Annotated in this window: 14 protein-coding genes; 10 read left to right on the plus strand and 4 right to left on the minus strand. The window is 55.0% G+C overall.

Annotated features, from left to right (window positions below):
- Nucleotides 1-29 precede the first annotated feature (29 nt).
- The gene (locus tag N5098_RS14875; RefSeq protein ID WP_382231189.1) at nt 30-2,210 is read right to left on the minus strand and encodes an Eco57I restriction-modification methylase domain-containing protein; all 2,181 of its coding nucleotides are present in this window, start codon (nt 2,208-2,210) and stop codon (nt 30-32) included.
- A 179-nt stretch (nt 2,211-2,389) separates the two neighbouring features.
- On the opposite strand from N5098_RS14875, the gene N5098_RS14880 reads away from it, so the two are divergent.
- Nucleotides 2,390-6,022: an Eco57I restriction-modification methylase domain-containing protein gene (locus tag N5098_RS14880; RefSeq protein WP_267638679.1), complete on the plus strand. Its 3,633-nt coding sequence runs from the start codon at nt 2,390-2,392 to the stop codon at nt 6,020-6,022.
- Nucleotides 6,023-6,052: 30 nt separating this feature from the next.
- Here the strand turns inward: N5098_RS14880 and N5098_RS14885 are convergent, their stop codons facing one another.
- Together N5098_RS14885 and N5098_RS14890 are read right to left on the minus strand one after the other, a co-directional pair.
- Nucleotides 6,053-9,865 (minus strand): helicase-related protein, encoded by a 3,813-nt coding sequence (locus N5098_RS14885; RefSeq protein WP_267638680.1) that lies wholly within the window; start codon nt 9,863-9,865, stop codon nt 6,053-6,055.
- Between the two features lie 343 nt (nt 9,866-10,208).
- Entirely contained in the window at nt 10,209-10,421 is a 213-nt protein-coding gene (locus tag N5098_RS14890; protein WP_267638681.1) for a hypothetical protein, read from the minus strand.
- Between the two features lie 218 nt (nt 10,422-10,639).
- On the opposite strand from N5098_RS14890, the gene N5098_RS14895 reads away from it, so the two are divergent.
- From N5098_RS14895 to N5098_RS14935, 9 genes are all read left to right on the plus strand, one after another.
- The gene (locus N5098_RS14895; protein WP_267638682.1) at nt 10,640-11,239 is read left to right on the plus strand and encodes a DUF8112 family protein; all 600 of its coding nucleotides are present in this window, start codon (nt 10,640-10,642) and stop codon (nt 11,237-11,239) included.
- Between the two features lie 2 nt (nt 11,240-11,241).
- Nucleotides 11,242-12,207: a hypothetical protein gene (locus tag N5098_RS14900; protein ID WP_267638683.1), complete on the plus strand. Its 966-nt coding sequence runs from the start codon at nt 11,242-11,244 to the stop codon at nt 12,205-12,207.
- Entirely contained in the window at nt 12,204-12,521 is a 318-nt protein-coding gene (locus N5098_RS14905) for a hypothetical protein (RefSeq protein ID WP_267638684.1), read from the plus strand. The genes N5098_RS14900 and N5098_RS14905 overlap by 4 nt, the downstream gene beginning before the upstream one ends.
- Complete coding sequence (locus N5098_RS14910; RefSeq protein WP_267638685.1) at nt 12,496-13,356, plus strand: DUF8168 family protein; 861 nt, start codon at nt 12,496-12,498, stop codon at nt 13,354-13,356. The genes N5098_RS14905 and N5098_RS14910 overlap by 26 nt, the downstream gene beginning before the upstream one ends.
- A 448-nt stretch (nt 13,357-13,804) precedes the next feature.
- Entirely contained in the window at nt 13,805-14,794 is a 990-nt protein-coding gene (locus N5098_RS14915; protein WP_267638686.1) for a hypothetical protein, read from the plus strand.
- Nucleotides 14,794-15,477: a 3'-5' exonuclease family protein gene (locus N5098_RS14920; RefSeq protein WP_267638687.1), complete on the plus strand. Its 684-nt coding sequence runs from the start codon at nt 14,794-14,796 to the stop codon at nt 15,475-15,477. The genes N5098_RS14915 and N5098_RS14920 overlap by 1 nt, the downstream gene beginning before the upstream one ends.
- Before the next feature lie 49 nt (nt 15,478-15,526).
- Nucleotides 15,527-16,267, plus strand: a complete 741-nt coding sequence (locus tag N5098_RS14925) for a hypothetical protein (RefSeq protein ID WP_267638688.1) — start codon at nt 15,527-15,529, stop codon at nt 16,265-16,267.
- Nucleotides 16,268-16,520: 253 nt separating this feature from the next.
- Nucleotides 16,521-16,823, plus strand: coding sequence for a CopG family ribbon-helix-helix protein (locus N5098_RS14930; RefSeq protein WP_267638689.1), 303 nt, complete (start codon nt 16,521-16,523; stop codon nt 16,821-16,823).
- On the plus strand, nt 16,820-17,317 hold the full coding sequence (locus N5098_RS14935; RefSeq protein ID WP_267638690.1) for a PIN domain-containing protein: 498 nt from the start codon (nt 16,820-16,822) through the stop codon (nt 17,315-17,317). Before N5098_RS14930 ends, N5098_RS14935 begins: the two co-directional genes overlap by 4 nt.
- Before the next feature lie 532 nt (nt 17,318-17,849).
- Here the strand turns inward: N5098_RS14935 and N5098_RS14940 are convergent.
- Nucleotides 17,850-19,133 carry a hypothetical protein gene (locus N5098_RS14940; RefSeq protein ID WP_267638691.1) on the minus strand — a complete coding sequence of 428 codons (1,284 nt, stop codon included), beginning with the start codon at nt 19,131-19,133 and terminating at the stop codon, nt 17,850-17,852.
- Between the last annotated feature and the right edge of the window lie 86 nt (nt 19,134-19,219).

The raw sequence follows: 19,219 nt of genomic DNA on the forward strand, positions 1-19,219 counted from the left end.
GGATACAGGGGAACACCCAGTTCAAGGTACTATGGTTGTGGTCCGGTTTGTTCGAGGACGTCGTACTTTTCGAAGACCATATCGAAGTACGCATCGGTCATAATTCGCGGGTCAGAGACACGGTGGAAGTCGTTGAGAATGAACTCTACATCACGGCGATTCAGTCCGTATGCATGGAATGCGGCAGCATCGATCTCGGCCTGTAGTTCACGGCGCTCTTGCTCATCAGTCACAGGATTAATTCCACCGAGCCGATCCCGCATTTCGGTGAATTCCTCGCCATAGCAGTTCAGCTGGGCAGCCCGCTTTGAAATATAATAAAACCAGTCAGCACCTTCGGTTAGACGAGGTAATTTGGATTCCAAGAGCTTGTACTCTACAAGGTGCTTGTCGGTCTTCGTACGCATTAGGTAGTCGAAAGAAAGGCTGTTGATGAGTCCTAAGGCAACGAACAGTTCATGGTCGGAGAATCGTCGGTCATACACTCCATGAAGTGGCGACTGTTTTAGATTATCCTCGGTAGGGTTGATTTCATATGGTCGGAAAGTTGCAAGCGTATGGACGCAAAGAACGTCTTTCGGAAGGACTGTTGCGATCATCGTTCTCTCATTTGTCGAACTGGCCACATCACGATACGCGATGCGGTACTCCGAAGAGTCCAAGAGGACATCTTTCTCCGATAGTTCTTCACCTCTGTGTTTGGTCAGAAGGTCGTTCACGAACCCAATTTGTGACTTACTGGTTGATGATCCTCCAAAGTCGTCGTAGAGTGCCTTCTTTGGTTCACCGGCGTTGAACCGCTTTTCACGGATACGACGCTTTGCACTACTATCGGGGTCTCGGTCCTCCTCTACACTCCAGTAGGTAGGGGAGTCATTCGCGTCACTCAGCGTATCGTCATACTGGTACTGAAAGACGTTGCTCCCTGTGTAGACTGGATAGTCTGGGTTGTCAACGTCCTCGTCGAAATAGCCCTTACGCTTGTCACGTGTCTCATTCAGCTCTTCCGGGAGCAGATTAATACTCCATGCATCATCTACCTGTGCGGAGAGTGGGGGATGTTGCAGAATCTTATCAAGTACTTCGACCTCCCGCTGGCTCTTCACCCATGGAAAGATGCGAGCTTCTGGCGAATACTCAGCAAGTACCCGCCGCGGAAGGTGAAGTCCAAACTCTTCCAGGTTGGTGAATGGTCGTGTATCCTTCTGGTCGAAGACGCCCCACAGATCCTCTGTTCTGCCGGAGTTCTTGAAAGTGATTACAGCAAATCGCTGCTGTTTGTGGATGTCGAAAATGCCGTTATTCTCAAACTCAATGATTGACTGAACACTCGTTTCGTTCAGAAGTTGCATCCGTAGATCCTTCGACCCTTCCCCGTTCACGATAAGTCCAGGAAGCACCTGTGAAAGATAGGCATCGTCATCAACGAGGTGTAACACCCGCTCAAAGAACAATTTTGAAAGATCGTTCTTGTAGGTTGCAGTCTCGCCAGCAACTTCTGGCGTTTGAAGCGTGTATTCACCACTGTTCTTGAAGTACTCGGTGAGCCGCCTAATATTCTCCTGGTAGGACTCCCACTCTGACTTGATCTCAGGGTCGGACAGCTTCTCGTCCATGAACGCTTCTTTCTCTTCTCGATCCAGACTTCTGAAGGTGGGATTATATTGTGCAAAAAACTCGTCACTGCTCGAACTTAGGACATCCCACGGAGGATTACCGACGATGACGTCAAAGCCACCATCGCGGTAGACCCTCGCAAACTCTAGCACCCAGTGAAATGGCGAGTATCCCAGAACATCGTCGAAGGTAATGTTCTCAACACCAGATCCCTTGAACTGCTTCAGAATCTTCTTATGAAGATGTTGGCCATACTCTTCGATGAGTTTCTCTGCCTCGCGGCGGGCCTCAGCTGCTTCTCTAGCAGATTCGGATTCCCGGTGTCGCTCCACAGATCTGATTACGTCTCTGTACATCTCTTGTACGTTCTCACCGATTCCACCGCCATAATTCGTAAGCGAAGCGTCACCTTCCTCAGTAGCGACTTCTTCGACATCCGTAAATCCGATCAGGGTGTTCCCCTGTCGGATATTGAAGTCAATATTGGGGAGCGGCTCCACCTCACTCGGTTCGTCTTCAATGTCTGCAACCATTGAAAGCCATAATCGAAGTTTACAGATTTCGACCGCCCCCTGGTCAATATCTACCCCCACTCAATCAGGCGTTAATAAGCAAATCCGGTAGTAGAGTGGACCTCCGTTTCCAGAGTAAGAATATCGAGAACCCACTGGCTAATCAATCAAACGAACAACGTTGGAAAAGTCTCCGCGGAGATTCCATCTAAACAGTTGCTATCCGTACATTCATTACGGTGTCATTACTTCCATATGCTATGGCTCTCCAGCAGATCACCGCGAACGATATCGCGGGCTGGGACTCTTTACAGGATATCGCTGACTCGTTCGAAAAACGTGGCCTGAAACCACGCCCTAATCTCGGGGAAGACAACGAACTGGTCCTCCAACTCGCCGATGACGAGTTTATTGTGCTCGTTAATGCTGGACCCGGGGAGGCGGCGACAGATTTCAAGCCGGATAACAGATCCCGACATACGAATCTCGTTGCCACGAATGATTTTGAAGACTTCACGTTCCTTACCCGCACGCGAAGCTGGGAGGGTCAACAGCACGGTCGTATTAAGCACCAGAAAATCTCGTTTAGTAAAGATCAGTTTACGCGAGACAGCGGGGAGAAGAACACTGTACTGAAGAAACTCAACTCGATTGAGTACGGTTCGTCTGCTGCAATCTACGACACGCTGTACGACACACAGCAGGTGGTCAAAGAATTCTACGAAGAGTTTGAGGAGCTTCGCACCGATCTCGTTCAGGAGGTCTCCGGAATTCCGGATGACCGCGGTGACGCGAAGCAACGCTACGTACAGGTCATCCTTGACCGGATGATCTTCCTATACTTCATCCAGGAGAAACGACTGCTAGACCGGAACCCGAACTATCTGCATGAACAGCCTGGCGACGTCATAGCTGATGGTGAAGATCGGTATGAGAACTTCTACAGGCCACTGTTCTTCGACTACCTCGCTGAGGACAAGCAGAATCCTGACTTCGGGAGCCTTCCATACTTGAATGGCGGATTGTTCGCCAAGAATCCAGTTGAGGAAGAATTCGCAGATGCGAAGCTCGGTGAGTCCGCTGAAGAGACAAACGAACTTTTCGACGAGATTCTGGACTTCCTCTCGGACTGGAACTGGAACGTAGACGAGCGGTTGGATATCGTTGACCCAAAGAACTTGTCTCCAGCGATTCTGGGACACATCTTCGAGCAGACGGTGAACCAGAAGGAAATGGGTGCGTACTACACACCCGAAGAAATCACGGGGTTCATGTCCCGCCGAACGATCCATCCGTACCTGCTGGATCAACTTAACGACGCTGTCGATGCTGAATACGACGAAATCGACGACGTGTTTGGATTCCCCGGGATAGAAGCCAGCAGCGATGAAGCGGCGTTAGCGGACGGCGGTACGATGACTCGCCAGGTCCCCACTAACAACGTGGAGACGAAACACGTCGAAACGCTGTATCACGACATCCTAAAAGAGGTACACGTCCTTGATCCGGCGGTCGGTAGTGGTGCGTTCCTGCTTGCTGCACAGGACGTGTTGGTGGATATCTACATGCAGTGTATCGAGTACTTCCAGCAACTCGAAAGCGAAGGTAAGGGATGGGAATTAGATTCTCGAACACGTGATGAACTGGAAGAGGTCAATAAAGGACAGGGAGGGGTATCGCTATACGCGAAGCGGACGATCATTCTGAATAATCTGTACGGGGTAGATATTGACCAGGGGGCGGTCGAAATCTGTAAACTTCGATTATGGCTTTCAATGGTTGCAGACATTGAAGACGAGCCCAACGAGGTCGAACCGCTGCCGAATATCGATTTCAATATCCGACAGGGCAACTCACTCATCGGGTTCACGGATGTCGAAGAAGTAGCCACTGAGAGTGGGGATGCATCTCTTTCGAACTACGGGGGTGGAACTGGGACTGGCATCAAAGAGATGTACGAAGGGGTGATCGAAGCCATTGAACGTCACCAAGATGCGACAAGCTCTAAAGTTGCTACAAACGCGAGGAAGCTGGCAGAATCACGGATTGATTCCCACAGTGAGAAGCTGAATGAAAAAATCCTCAAGCAGTTCCACGATGCTGGTATCGAGAAGGTTGATGAAAAGACGCTAGAAGAATATCACCCGTTCCATTGGGTGATTGAATTTCCTACAATCTACCGGGATGGTGGGTTCGACATCATCATCGGGAACCCACCCTGGGACGTACTCACACCTGATCGAAGTCACTTCTTCCCCAAATACGACGAGCGGTTCAGAACCCGACCACCAAGTGAAAAAGACCGAAAAGAGGAGGAGCTTCTATCGAATCCTGACATCGCAGCCGAGTATGAAGAATTCAAGAAAAATATGCAGATTCGGTCTGATTATTATAACTCATCAGACCAGTATGAACTACAGAAACCCACTGTCGGTGGTCAGACCGTTGCCACTGAAACGGACCTTTCACTCCTGTTTTTTGAGCGGGTTACCCAGTTAGCTGGAGACCAATCATATGTTACCCAGATTATGCCGGGTAATTTCTTCCTTGGAGCGACGGCCAAGGACCTTCGGGAGTATATTATCAATAAAACTGAATTGAAGCACTTCGTCCAGTTTGAAAATAAAGACCTTTTCAACAATGTGGATGACCGCTATCATTTTGCCATCTGTACTTTTCGAAATTCCGGCTCTACAGAAGTAGTAAACGGCGGCTTTGCAAGCGGAGATACCTCCATACTTATCAATTTCGACAGAGATTCAATTGATATCCCATCAGAAGTTCTTGCTGAATACTCACCCGAATCACGTATCTTCCCTTTCTTCCGGTCACAAGAATTGATCGACTCGCTGTCTAAATTCGTAGACCATCCTCCAATTGGAGAGAAAGTTGGGGACGATTGGTTTGTCTCTCTGTACATGAAGGAGCTTGACCGGGCAAATGACTCCGATCTCCTCATAGAACAACAAGAGGACGGCGATTACCCAATCTACGAAGGGAAGAATATGCACCAGTTCGCCTATGATGACACCTCCGTCTTCGACATCAATCCTATATCTCTCTGGGGAGTGGACGAAGACGACCCAGGCCGAAGTGCGAAACACAGAGTTCGGATGAAGAACTTTCGGTCACGTGATCCTGATGCGAGTTTGAAAAAGGCGATCTACAACAAGTTCGATGGGTCAGGCTCGCAGAAGTCGTTCGTCAACGGTCTGCTTGAGCAACATGGTCGGCCAGAGCTATCGAAGGAAGATGTGCTGCTTGACTGTACGAAGTACCGAATCGCTATTCGAAAGATTACGAATAGCACCAATGAGAGAACATTAATCGCTGGTGTCATTCCAAAGGACACCGTCACTGTACACAGCATCGCCACAGTTCGCCCCCATGTTGTGGAACCGACAGAGGATGATCTAGGTAATTACCCGATGCACAGCGCCTACGAAGAGGTGTTTACCGATGAAGAATTATTCGTCGTCCTTGGATTATTGAATAGCATCCCCATCGACTACCTGATGAGGACGAAGATCGACACCAATATCGTCCAATACAAACTTAATGAGACGCAGCTTCCTCGACTCACTGCCAGTGACAACTGGTTTAATTGGATTTCTCAGCGTGCGGCGAGACTGAATTGCTATGGAGACGAATTCTCCGAAATGCGCGACCGCCTAGGAGGTATTGACCCAGCTACTGATGCGCAAAAACGCCGGGAGTTACAAGCAGAGATCGACGCTGCTGCATTCCATGCCTATGGGATGAACGAGGAAGAGACAAAATTCATCCTCAGTGACTTTTACCAGGTAGACAGTCCAAAGCTAATGGATGATCCCTATTTCGATCTCGTGTTTGAGAAGTACTCCGATTTAGATGAAGAGGGGCCTTACCCGTAGGTTCCCTCACTACAGGTTACCGAACATTGGTCAGGTGCCGATAACGCCCCAACACATTAACCGGGCTTGCACCTCACTTTCTCCGACCAACTTAGCTTGGTACTCCGTCGATTCTTCCACGTTCTCCTCCAGGAACGATTCTAACTCTTCTAAGAACTCCACCGGTGGCCAATCTGGGAACGAATCATACTGCTCGTTATGCCGGAAGGTCTCCCGAAGGATACGATCTTCATCAGTATTGGCTAACTTCACGTCCTGTAAGTGTTCTCGTAAGTCTTCAGCCCATTCTTCAAGCGTTTCGTGCTCGTCTACAGGAGCGGATATCTCACCGTGGTTCGGTTGTAAGTAGCGATCGATGAAGTCTAGAATCGTTTCTTGCTCTTTCGAGAACTTTGCCCCATCCTTGAATATTTGCTCAGTCTGACTGCTCCGAATCGCTTCAAGCCGGTCGTCAAGGACATCTTGGATTGCCTCCCGGTTGGACAAGACATTGTCGGCATTCCCGGTGATGGGTTCTCCACCCACCTCAGGGTCGATTTTAAGCGTGCCGACAGGCCGTTCCTTAACTTCGTCTGTGAACGGCTTGTAGTAGAAGGCCCGTCGGACACGCCCCAGTGGCGATTCGCGGTCGTCATCATCGAACCAGAGGTGTGCAAGTCCGAACACACCCGGGCGTGGACCGGAATCGTGATCGGTGATATTCGTGTACAGGCGTTCGCGTTCCTCGGGGGACTCCTCAAAGTAGTCTGCGGCGTACTCGAAGTCGTCTTCTGAGAGCCCGAACTCCTCGTTCAATTCCTTCTTGAGCAGGAACCGCTCGTACGCGGCGTGCTCGTTACTCCCCGCATTTCGAAGGAGCGGGTTCTTACTCGTATCATCGAGTTCGTTCACGTCCTCGATCTCTCGTGACTTCTGTAGCGAGTCTTCGATCTCGTCCACCTGCAACTCTCCAATCGTCTTTTCGGTTTCTACACCGGTCTTCTCCAGTATCTGGTCCTCGTTCGGGTCCAGGATGTTGTTCTCTTTCCCAACAATGAGTGCAATGTCGTTGATCTTCGCCTGTAGCCGCTTCAGGAGCTTAATGGCGGCTTCGATGTCTCCATCAGGATAGAAGTTGTGGACGTACTTCTCTTCGGTACTCCCGATCCGGTCGATACGCCCTACGCGCTGAACGATCCGCATCGGATTCCACGGCAGATCGAACGATATTTGGACAGACACGTCCTGGAGATTGACCCCCTCCGACAGGGTGTCGGTTGCTATGACGTACTGTAGTTCGGATTCACCGGATTCGGCCAGCGTTTGCTGGTACCCCGAGGCTTCGGGGGCGAATCGCTGAATGACGTCTTGCTTGTTTTCATCACCGCCTTTGACTACAGCACTATTGGCCTCTGTGAGGGGCGAGTCAGGGTCGTTGAGAAGCGTTCGGTGGACGTAGTCTGCCGTGGCACGGTATTGGGTGAAGGCGAGAACCTTCTCGTCATCATACCCGTTAAGGACATCCGCGAGCCGCTCAACTTTCGGGTCACGGAACTCCCGTAACGAGAACACTGCTTCGTAGAATTCCCGCGTCTCCTCATCAACGTCACTCAAGTCACTTCGCGGATAGAGAATCGGGTTTAGTTCCTCCTCGGGAACGTCTGGGAGGACACCGGCATTATGATCGTGAAGCCACTGTCGTGTCGCAACAGCTTGGTCGCTCACATCGCCGGCGTCCTGTGCGATATCACCGATAAACTGCGACAAGAAGTACGCCAGTAGCGTCAGGTCCTCTCGAATATACGTCTTCACCTCACCAATTGTTGCATCTGCCAATTCGTCCGTACTGTCACTCTCAGCATCTTCATCGGCACGGACCGAGGTCGCATCGAATCCAAACTCTTCCAGCGTCTGTTCGAGATCTTCGGCGGCATCATCTCCTTCTACAAAGTCATTAAGCGTCTCCGATTCTTCGTCGTCCTGAGCAGCACGCAGCACATCGATCTGCTCATCTTCTGGAAGCCCATCAAGAAGGCCGAGGAGTTGGCGTTCGCTACGGTGTAGCGTTTCGATTGACTGTACGAACGCGTATGTTGAAGATTCTAACCGCTTGAGCAGGTTTAGCTTATACAGCGCCTTCAGTGTCCCCCCAGCTTTCGGGTTCTTCACCGTAATGTGCGGAAGGTGGAGCGCGTCCATCACGTCCGGCAGCATCCGGTACACTGGCTGGTATGCCGCCGGGAGCGAGTACTGCTCCTTGCTGAGCGTTGGCGGCTTGAAACTCATCTCGAAGTCCTCCTCATCCTGGATTTGGTCTTTGACGTGCTTTCGTGTCCGGAGCACCATTACCTCATTCAGAATCTTCGAGATCTCCTCCGAATGCCGCTGGAGCTGTTCGGTGATTTTTCGTTGTTCCTCCTCGGTGGCTTCCTCCTTCCCCGCGGCGATCTTCTTCCGCGTCTCAGAAAGCTCAATGTATTCTTCGAAGGCGTCGAAGTCTAGTGATGCCTTGTTCCGAAGTTCTTCCGGGCTGGTGAACAGGCTGATGAGGTTTTCTAAGTCGGTCGCGGAGTTGTTGATCGGCGTCGCCGTCAGCATAATCATTGTTTTCCCACGGAGCTGACGCAAGTTCGCGTGCCGCCGAGTGCCTTTGTAGTCGTCTTCGTCTTCTGGGTTCGGTCGCCACTTCCCGTGGTTCCGGAAGCGGTGGGCTTCGTCAATCAGGACGACGTCGAACGCGTCCTTGAGATTCTGCACCTCATCGTATGTGAGGTTCTGAAACTTGCTAATGCTCATCACGTCCAAATGCGTCCCATCGATGTCGAGTCCGAAGTATGGATTCCCGTCTTCGTCTGTGTCGTCTTGGAGGAGGTCTTCCCACTGTTCGGTGAGATTCGCAGGCACGACAAGGAGACAATGGTCACCACGTTGGCGGTAGTCATGCAGGAGTTCACCGCCGATGAATGATTTTCCGAGCCCGACAGAGTCGGAGATGATGCAGCCGTTGAACCGAGAGAGTTTCTCCTTCGCGCTTTCGTATCCGAGTGTCTGGAAGTAGTACAGCGGGCTGTCGCGGATGTTGACATTCCCGCTCAGTTCGTCGTATGCCAGAAGCTTGTACAGTTCAAACGGCTCGATGTACGTCCCTAGGTCATCAGGCGTGTCTTCATCATCCGGCTCGTTTTCTTGTTGTTCCTGCCAGTCTTGGTACTTTTCGCTGTTCTCGATGATCCGGATGATTTCCTCGCTAAAGTCTTCAGCATTCGCCCACTGGTTATCGTACCAGTTTTCGAATGCCTCTGCTTCAGGCCGGTCTTGGCTCGTGAGGTTCAGTTCGATGTTGTTTCGGTGTCCACTCGCGGTGAAGTTTGAGGAACCAACAATCGTTGCACACGGACGCGTATCAGTATCGTCGTCAGTACTCCAGTCATCATCATCTTGCGGTGCTCTGAACGAGGCTCCTTTGGCGTGGAAGTAGCCGTTTTCTGGATTTCGCACACGGACGCTAACCTTGTCTTCGGCTATGAAGTCTCGCAGTCGATCTAACCGTCCTAACTGGGCGTTGTTCAGCTCCTCAATACTCTCTTCAACATCGTCTTTGAGTTCATCCTTTAGATTTTGGCCCTCGTCAATTTCCGCTGCTGTACTGCGGTTCGTTTGTCGCCCCATCAAGATTCGAATCGGGGCATGGCCGAGTTCGTCTGGGTCAGCAAGCTGTTCGAGATCATCGCGGTACAGGTCGAAGCCAGAGAGATAGAAATAGCCGGTGGCGATACGTGCTTCCTCGATTTGCGGGATGATCTTCTTGTAGACGTCTTCGACAGACCGATTGGCGTTATCGACGAGAGGAGGGAGAGAGATCATTGTGTTGCCGAATGTAACCAGCATAGTGACTTAGTGTTTAGTGACTAATGACATATGCTGTCTGTCAGTTTGTCCCTGTGAAGAGTCTGACTAGGACGTTCTTGACGGTGTAATTGAGGAGTTTTGGAAAGTCAGAGATGGCACATCTCCATTGAGTTTCCTCTCAGGATGTCGATGTCACCATCATAACTGGCGCGCAGATCCTCCAACAGGAGTCCACCCCACTCGATGATCAACTCCTCCGAATTTGGCCTAGAGGTACGAATACCACAAAATGGAGACACTCTTGTCCGGAAAACGAATAGGTACTGTAGGTGTCAACAGAGAGTTTAATCGAGGAGATTCATTGACCGTCTTCACAGACGACTTCGCGCAATTCCTTAAGCAGGTCTTCCCGATTGTTGGCTAAAATATCAATGTCTCCATCTACGTTCTCAATCTTCGTGCGGATTCGACTGACGACTCTATACCGGTAGTTATCGGAGACATCGGCGTCCCCTTTGATAATTTCTCGCTCACGTTCGGTGAGGAGTCCACGATACTGGTCATCAACCATATCTGCCGATTGGCTTCGCCACCATATATTAGCTGTTACTGTGTATGGTCATATTAATACTGTTTACAGTAATGGTGACCATATACAGTAACTACTAAGTGACTACAAGTAGTAACCACATAGTGTGGAACCCGGTTCTACAGGGCATAGCGGTAACAGAATGCGCCCGGGTGGTTGGAACACCCGAGCTGGGTCCCCCACAGTATGTGAAAGAACCCATGAATCACTCGACACCACCCACGCAAGAACCCATCGACAGTCAGCTAATTGAAGAAATATCACAATTTAAACAAATTGCGCTCGGGGAAGGGGCCGCGGTTTGTGAAGTCTGCGACGAAAAACTGCGGGAAGGCGCACCGGTCGTTGTGTTTGCCTTCCGGCCGGTTGAGCAACCGGTCTTCCAGATCGGGCACGTGAAATGCACTGAGTGTCGGCACGAGCCAACGGAGTACTTCACGCTCGGTGTGCGCGAGCTTGTCTTGGATGGCCGGATCGGGACGTGTACTGATCCTGCGACGCAGTCATGGTGGCCTGTCTTCCTGGCCCCACAACCGCGCGCGGTGAGCGCGCCGGACTCGACGGCGGTGCGACCGCTGCCGGGTGTGGCGTGGTTTCGCCAACCGGTTGCGCGGAGCGACACGTTCGTTGCTGCGGATTGTGAATCAATGCGCAAGCCGTGGCAGCGTCCGGTGGTGCGGGCTGACGACGTTGACCCCGATAGCGCGTCCGAACCTAAACGGGATCCGAAGAGCGACGATGTGACTGAAACTACTGCCCCACACGCCGCTGATGGCGGCCGATCAGGAGGTGCTCGGTGACGATGCACGGGGAGCAAGACGCGCAGGCGTTCGACGCCTCGCACCTCGACATCGATTTCGACTTTCCGCGTCCTGTCGATGAGACAGCGTTCCCGGATCTGTACGTCGGGCTGGATATCGACTTGCTCGCACCGGGTGATGGGATCGTCACGGATCGACACCATGCGTCGGCGGACCGGTACGAGGCTGATGATCCGCAGAATCAGATTGCGGGGCAGATTTCGCCGTTCACGTTGTCGGGCTGGCTGCGCCATGGCTGTGAGCGGGTGGTGCAGGCGGCGGGCGCGACGGTGTGCCATCCCGGCGAGTCGAACGCGGATTACATGCTCGAAGACGTCTATGACCGCGATCTCGATGCCGGGTATCACGAGAAGGGGAGCTGTGTTGAGGGCGATGATGGGACGGGCTGTGTTGTCCACGACTTGTTCGGCGGGTTCGGTAATCGGGCGGGCCGCGTGATTCGCCGGCCGATTCGCTTCTCACCCATCCGCAGGCAGGTGGATGTGACGAAAGGTGAGGCGGAAGCGCATTACCGCCAGTTGAATACGCAGGTGCGGTCGCGGAATGCTGCGGATGAAGGGCAACCACTTCGGCAGGCGACGCGGGATGTCGTCGGGAATCTCGTGGGGACGTGGCGACTCACGCTCCGCGAACTGAAGCCCGAATACGTGGGGTTGCTCGTTGAGGCGATCGATTACCTGGATGCGCATAGCGATGAGTATGCGATGCAGCTTGGCGGTGCGCGGAATTTCGGTGCAGGGATCGTCGATGCTGAAGTGGTGAACCCGTTGTATTCGGATGCTGAGCTGCGGCGCGTGTATAATCGCGCGCAGGATGCGACGAGCGGGATGGACACGAAGGATGATGTGTGGCGGGAGCAGTGTCGTGCAGAGTTTGTGCGGGCGTTGCAGGCGCGGACGGCGGCGCGTGATGGTGACGTGCCGGTGCCTGGAGGTGAGTCGGTGTGACGGGGTCTGACGGGGCTGACGGTGGCGGTGTCGATGACGATGTGGAGGATGAGGATCTTGATGAGCTGCACCCGGTGTCGTCGTCGTTGCGGACGGCTCAAGAGCAGGAGGGCGGGACGAGTCGAGTGGTGGAGGCTGACGATGGGCAGACGGAGTCGAAGGGATCGGGTGGTGGCTCGGAGTTGGATGAATTAGCTCCTGTGGCGTCGGGGGTTCGAACGACACAGAGCCAACCTGTGGCTGATGATCTCGATGCTGCGGGTGATGACGGTGATGCGGGTGCGTCGGATGAGGAGAGTGGTGGCGATGACTGATTCGTCGGCGACTGCGGGCGCTGGTCGAGAGTCGGGTGACGGTGAGGCTGTGACGGATGTGGTTTCGATGCTGGCGGTGTATCGGCATGACGTTCACAAGCTGCGTGGGCGGTCGCATTCGTCGGCTCGTGACTGGGTTGCTGGTGTGCGGGTGAATGAGACGGTGCCGTTGGGTGCGGATCGGGATGCGGCGTTGTTGAGCCGCCCGTCCGGGGAGCCGGAGCAGACGCTGGCTGCGCACGAGTCTCCGTCGCGGGTGTCGCTGCTGACTGGTGACGTGGTACTGTCGGGCCCGGTTGACGCGGATGGTCGTGGCGCGGCTGTGCGGGAGTTAGTCCGGGTCGAGGACCCGGTGGCGATGCATGAGGCATGGCTGTCGTCGGACGTGGCGGGGCTGTTCAGCGAGTCGCTGTTCTACCCGTACACGTCGTTACAGTATCACACGCTGTTGGCGGCGGCGCTGCTCGATAATTACCGTGCAGGGTTCGAGTTCGCGGATCTGTTCTTGGCGGTTGAGGATCCGGATGGGTCGGTGACGCCGCATCGGACGGTGCTTTCGATTCCTGAAATGCAACTGTGCGTGACTGGTGAGCCGGGTGATCGACCGGCTGCGCGGCTTGGTGACGGGCCGTCGCGGTGCTTCGCGGACGTGTGGGCGCGCCTACCGGAACACCCGCTCGATGTGGATGGCGACCGGGTGTGGCGGGTGTTGGATGCGCAGTTGCGGCGGATTCGGTCGTGGTCGGTGGCGCTGCAATTCGTCAAGGAGTATTGTCGGCGCTTCGACCCGGGGAGTGATGCGGGTCGCGGTGGTCGTCGTGGGGGTGGGAGGTGATGCCGGTGGGCTGGGGGTGCGGTGGTGTCTGGTGTGGTTGTCGTGGCGGAGCGGCGGTGCTCGTGGTGGAGCACCGTTCGTGCCGGGTTGTGGCTGCTCGTGTGGCAGGCTGTGGTGGTCCTGGCGCTGCGAGTAGCAGTGAGAGTGACCGTGGAGTCGATGGGCGGGGACAGCCGTCGGGATGCGTGGTGGTGTCCCGACGTCGTTGCCCGACCGCTCACTGCGTCGGGGCGAGTGGGTCTGCGTGGCCGCTGCGACGGGTTCGCGCTCGGTCCGATGCTGCGTGGCGAGTATCGAAGACACTTGAAACGGGGTGTGTCCCTGGTCGAAGAACACTTGAAACGGGGTGTGTGGGGGTGCAGTGGTGTCGTGAGTGTGGTGGTTGTCATCGTGTGCGTGGTGGCACACGGTTGGGCAGTACTTGGAGTGGAAACGGAGGGGTGTGTGGATGACTGTCGTCCAGCAGGTATTGTTCGAGCTGGACGGCTCGTACCTGGGGCACCCGTATTTCGTGACCGGAAACGCGCTGTTCAATTCGATTGCGCGGCGTGTTGACGGGCGGACGCGACGGGCGTTACACGTCAGTCACGGCGTGTTCGTCCCCGGAGAGTACGGCGAGTACCCGGCTGCGCATTCGGAGTCGGGGTACGCGGGGAAACTTGGCCAGTCGCTGCCGCCGGTCGAGACGTACGACGATTTGTTCGTGTTCCGGGACGCGGCTCAACGGTGGTTGTTGGAGTCTCGGCCGCGGGACGCGCATAACACGCACGACATCGAGCGGCACGGTGACCGGGTAGCGTTCGCGCCGAAATGTTTCTTCGGGCGACCGGCGGAAACGAGGAATTCGAAGCGGTCGGTGCAGTGGTTCGTGCACTGCTACCTGCACGCGGATCGCGCCACGGACGATGTCCTGCCGCTCTCTGAGGACGTGCTTGACGGAGTCCGGGTTGGCGGGGCGCGAAACTACGGCTTCGGTGAACTGTCGCTGGTGGATTCGCAGGTCGTTGATCTCGATGCGCTCGACTACGGGCGACTCACAGACGGAGAGTCGGGCGCGTATGTGCTTGAGCTCGTGTCGCCGTACGTCCTGGCGAGTGAATGTCCCGGGGCGGATGACCAGTCGGTGCCGTGGTGGTGGGACGCGAAGATGGAGTCGTCGATGATCGAGGCAGGGTCGGTGCCGGGAACGGGTGCGACGGGTGGGCGGCGTGATGACGGGTTGCGGCGACGGGACACACAGCTCGTTGACGGTGGCGAGGCGTATCGTGTTGAGACGGTTGATCATGGGCAGGTGGTTGGGTACGCGGGGAGTGACCCGGTGGCGACGGCACGGAACGGCGTGTTACGGGTCGGGACGCATGCGAAGTATGGGTTCGGTGAGTTCCGCGTCCAGCCACCTGGTGATCGGCGAGTGGAGCCGGTTGGAGGTGATCGGTGATGGCGTTGGAGATGGTGCCGTTCGATATTGAGACGACCGGGTTCGAAGTTTCGGATGAAGTGACGGTGGTCGGGTTCGAATTATCACTTGGGTGCCGCGTGTTCCTGCAGGTGGATGCGGACACGGTGACCGGTGAAGGCGCGGCCGGTGAGTTGGAGGCGACTGTTGCGGATCGGTGTGGAACGCATGTGAAGCTCTCAGTGCATTCGTCGGAGGCGGCGTTACTGCAGGCGGTCGGGTCATTCGCTACGGACCGGTTGAGCGGCGATGACATGTTGCTAGTGGCGTATAATGGTGAACGGTGGAAGGACGGGTTTGACTTGCCGTTTTTGCGGACGCGACTGGCGGCGACGGGTGTAGAGTGGCCGTTCCGCGACATGCCGTACGCGGACTTGTTGCCAGTCGTGACGCGACGGTTCAATCTCGTCAGGGATGATGAGGAACAGTCGAGTCTGCCGGCAGCATATGCGACGCTCGTCGGCGGGGAGCTGAACGACCGGGACCCGTTCGAAGACAGCGCTGCGGCGGTGACGGCGTTTGAGAACCACCAGTACGCTAACCTCGTGACGCACAACGTTGTTGACGTGCTGCGAACCGGCGCATTAGGCCAGGTGACGCGGCGGTACTGCTCGAAATCGGATTACTCGCTGAAATCACTAACACCAACGATTCACGACACATGACACGACACACGAGCCACCAACAGCAGCAGAACCGACAGGTGAGACACGTATGAGTGGGTTCGAGATTTGGGGTGATGTTGAGAGGTTTCGAACGGCAGGAACGGAATCGGTCGAGCATCTGTGGGCGAAAGTAGAGTTAGATCGGCGACGGGAAGATAAACGTAAGCCGTTTTTCCCCGGCAACTACCGATTCGAAAAGAAGTTTGCTGACCGGGTGCCTGATTGTCTGGTGTACGGCGGGCCGGTGAATCGGTGGATCGAGATCGTGGCTGGGAGTGACCAGCCGTACCGCGAAAAGACGCGGGAAGCGCTCCGGCTCGGGTGTGTCGTTCACTGGGTGTTCCACACTGAGCATCGTGAGCAGCAGGCAGCGGCGCGAGCGGCGCTCGAACCGGAGCTTGAGGGGCCGTTCGAGTTCGGCGAGTATGATCCGCGGGCGGGCGAGTTAGATGTGGGCACCCCGATCACGTTTAAGAACTACGCGTTCCCTGTCGAGGAATTCGCTGAGTTTCAGCCTGAGGAGATTCTCGGGTATCGGAAAGGGAAAGCGCGGATTGCACGGCGAGCGTGCGGGTGGGATCTCGGGTTGTTCGACCTGGCAGGCAGTCACCGCCGGTTGATCGCTATGACCCGTGACGGCCGGCATAGCAAGTCACTGGCACCAGGCCAACCCGATGAAGACGCTGTCTGGGACTTCCCAGCGAAAGACGGGATTAAAACATTAATCGAGAACGGGCGGGTCACACGGCTCGGGCCAGTCGGGCAACCCGACAATCAGGACTCTCGATAGGCAGGTAGTCAGGCTCATACAAGAGAACCGAGGACAGCATCCGTCCTGCGGGAGGCACTTGCTGTGTGCGATCAAGCACTTGATATCGGGACATCTGATGGGACGAAAGGCGGGTTCGGGGGGCGGAAAGAATACCTCCGCAAGAATGAACGATTGATCGAACCGGTCATCCAGAATTTCTTGCCCTGTAGGGGGTGTGGAACGGTGACTGGCGATACACCTATATGATTGTACATACAACGTACGTACACTGATGAGCACGAAGCGAGTGAATTTCCGGCTCCCGGAGGAACTGATCGCTCAAGCGGACGTCGCTGCGGAAGTTACGCACAAGAACCGGACTGAGATCCTGGTCGAGGCACTACGGCAGTATTTAGAAGAGAAGGAGTCTGATGAAAGCTTCCGAGAGGCGGTCGTGGAACTGTACCTCGACGACCAGATCGGGTTTGAGAAACTCGCGGAAGTCATCGGTCGGCAGGATGCCGAGTCAGTGCGTGCGTCAAAGAACGTGCTAGATCGGGGCGAGGAGCTCGCTGACGATCTCGCAGAGCTGTGACTGTCGTCATCGATACGAGCGCGCTTATTTCACTCGCTGTCGGTGACGTGCTCGATCAGACGTTGGCAGCGTTCGACGTCGTCACGACGCCGACAGTCATCGTGGAACTCGAAGAGACGGCTGAGTACGATGATCGGCATGGGACAGCGGCGACCACCGTACTCGGACAGACAGACGCACTAACGGTGCAGGACGCGGATGGTGCGCCGTTCGAAACGAGTCGTGTTGATACCGGAGAAGCGAGTTGCGTCGCCGCCGCACGCGACGTTGACGCTGCGTTCCTCGTAACAGACGATTATCGAGCACTGCCCGAACTAGAGGGACTGGTTGATGCGGAGGTGGCAGTGTCACCGATCGTGCTCCGAGCGCTCGTCAAACGTGACGCGCTCAGTTCTGAGAGCGCGGAAACCGCGTTCGAAACGATCGCGTCCGGGCGAGACTGGCTCGACGCGCCGATCTACCGGTACGCGCGCCGACTGTTCAACGAGTCCTGAGAAATGACGTTCCAAATCCGGCTTCTGGCTGATCCAACGAACCATAGTGTTATGTTTTCACTCTGATTCAGCGTGACGCTGCGAGCCAGAAGAGGGCGCACCGGGATCATACGCTGCCTCTTAGTACTTCCCCGCCGCTAAGCCTGGGCAAGCGTTCGACACGGCAACCTTCGGCTTCCCCACAGAAGACGGGCTTGAACGGCTTGTTGAGGCCGGGCAGATCACGCGGCTCGGACCAGTTCGACGGCGTGACGCTGAGGAGTGGGACGTGTCTCGGTAGGATCCACTCCTCTCGCCGGTGTGAAACGATTTGAAGAATAGAGTCTGCAACTAGCGGCACGCGGGTTTCAGGTGCAGTTGGACAGTCTAGAGTCGGTCTTGTAGCGTTTGATGAGTCTCTCAGACGTCGGCTCAGGTCATTGTTCTAGGGCTGGGAATTCATCCAGCGATCCGGCTACGTGTGTTACTTCGTGTTCTGATGAGCAAGAATCGTCAAACGAGGGAATGCGAATGACGGGGTATGAGTCAAGTGTTAGACCTTGTTGAATCCGTATTGGCGCGGCAACTCGTGAGACCCAAAGTCTAGCAGCGTTACTTCCTTAGTCTGGTCGTCAATTTGTACAACAAGCCGCTTGCTCCCTGTGACATCGATGTATCGTTTGTCTTTTGGACCGAAGCTCATTCCCTTCCAAGTCAGATGCCCGAACCGGTTTTTGATATCTTCGACAAGATCGTCAACATCGCGTTGCAGCGTTCCATCGGCCTTCTGGTAGCTCCGCTCAAATTCGTCCGTCCGAGAGATTGGGCGCGGTTCTAACTCAAGCGAGCGAGTTCCTGGTCGATTCGTGATCGTGCCATAGTCCGAATCAGGTTCCCGTCGCGTGATGTACACCTGGATTCGGGTGGGAACACTCCGGTCGAGGCGGCGGCTGGGAAGTTCATCAGCAAGAAAGCCTTCGGAACGTGAGGTGTTGATATCGAACGCTGACGAGAGCACGCTAACCTGTTGCCGGTGAAGCGTCTGTGGCGACTCACTGCTGAACTGTGAGAGAACGTTCCTGTTGTTGTTCGTGAAAGCTGCAGTCATCCGGCGGAGCAACGGGTCATACAGGCCGGAGGGAGCGAGACGGCGACACGCGGTGCTACGGTCAAGTTGTCTGAGTAACCGGTACCGCGTAGCGATTTCGTCTGCGTCAAGCCGCCGATTCTGGTCGTAGTAGACGTCGTACGCGTCAATACCAGTGAAGTCAGCCAGATGTGTAGCGAGTACCTCTAGTTGGTGGTCTGCCCAGCGGTACCGGACGAGTAATTCCGCTGCGAGGTCGAATGCTTGGGTTAGAGAGTCGAATGGTGACTGGGGGAGAGTATTCGTAGTGGCGTCGAGATGGATTGCTTCAGGCGCGGTGTCCGGTTCTGCTGTCAGTTTTCGTGCCCAACCGTCTAGTAAATGTCCTAGACTGCGGATGCAGCGCTGCGGAATGTAAATCCCGTATGATTGCTCATCGGTATGGAACGGGATGTATTCGGTAACACCATCGAGCCCGTATGCGCCGACTGCGGTATCCCACTCGGCTTCAAGAAAATGTGAGATGTCTTCAGCACGCACCTCGTCGGTATCGGGGGTGGTGTCTTGAAGTCGGTGTTCATACTTGTCTCGTGGGATAACGTGCCCGTCTGCTGGCCAGCCGATGGTTGTCTGATGATCATTGAAAACCGATGGAGGACTGGTGCCGTCTTGGAGAGGGCCGCCGTACGGTTTATAACTCTCACCAGCTGCGTACCGGGAGAGGAACTCCCGGCAGTCCATGAGGCGCATATGCTCCAATCGAATTCTGGGAACGAGTTATACCTCGGGGAAAAGAGGCGATATTTCAGAGTCACTAACCAGCGTGAGAAATAGAC

Origin of the sequence: Halovenus rubra (genome assembly GCF_026586665.1) — an archaeon.
Lineage (GTDB): Archaea > Halobacteriota > Halobacteria > Halobacteriales > Haloarculaceae > Halovenus > Halovenus rubra.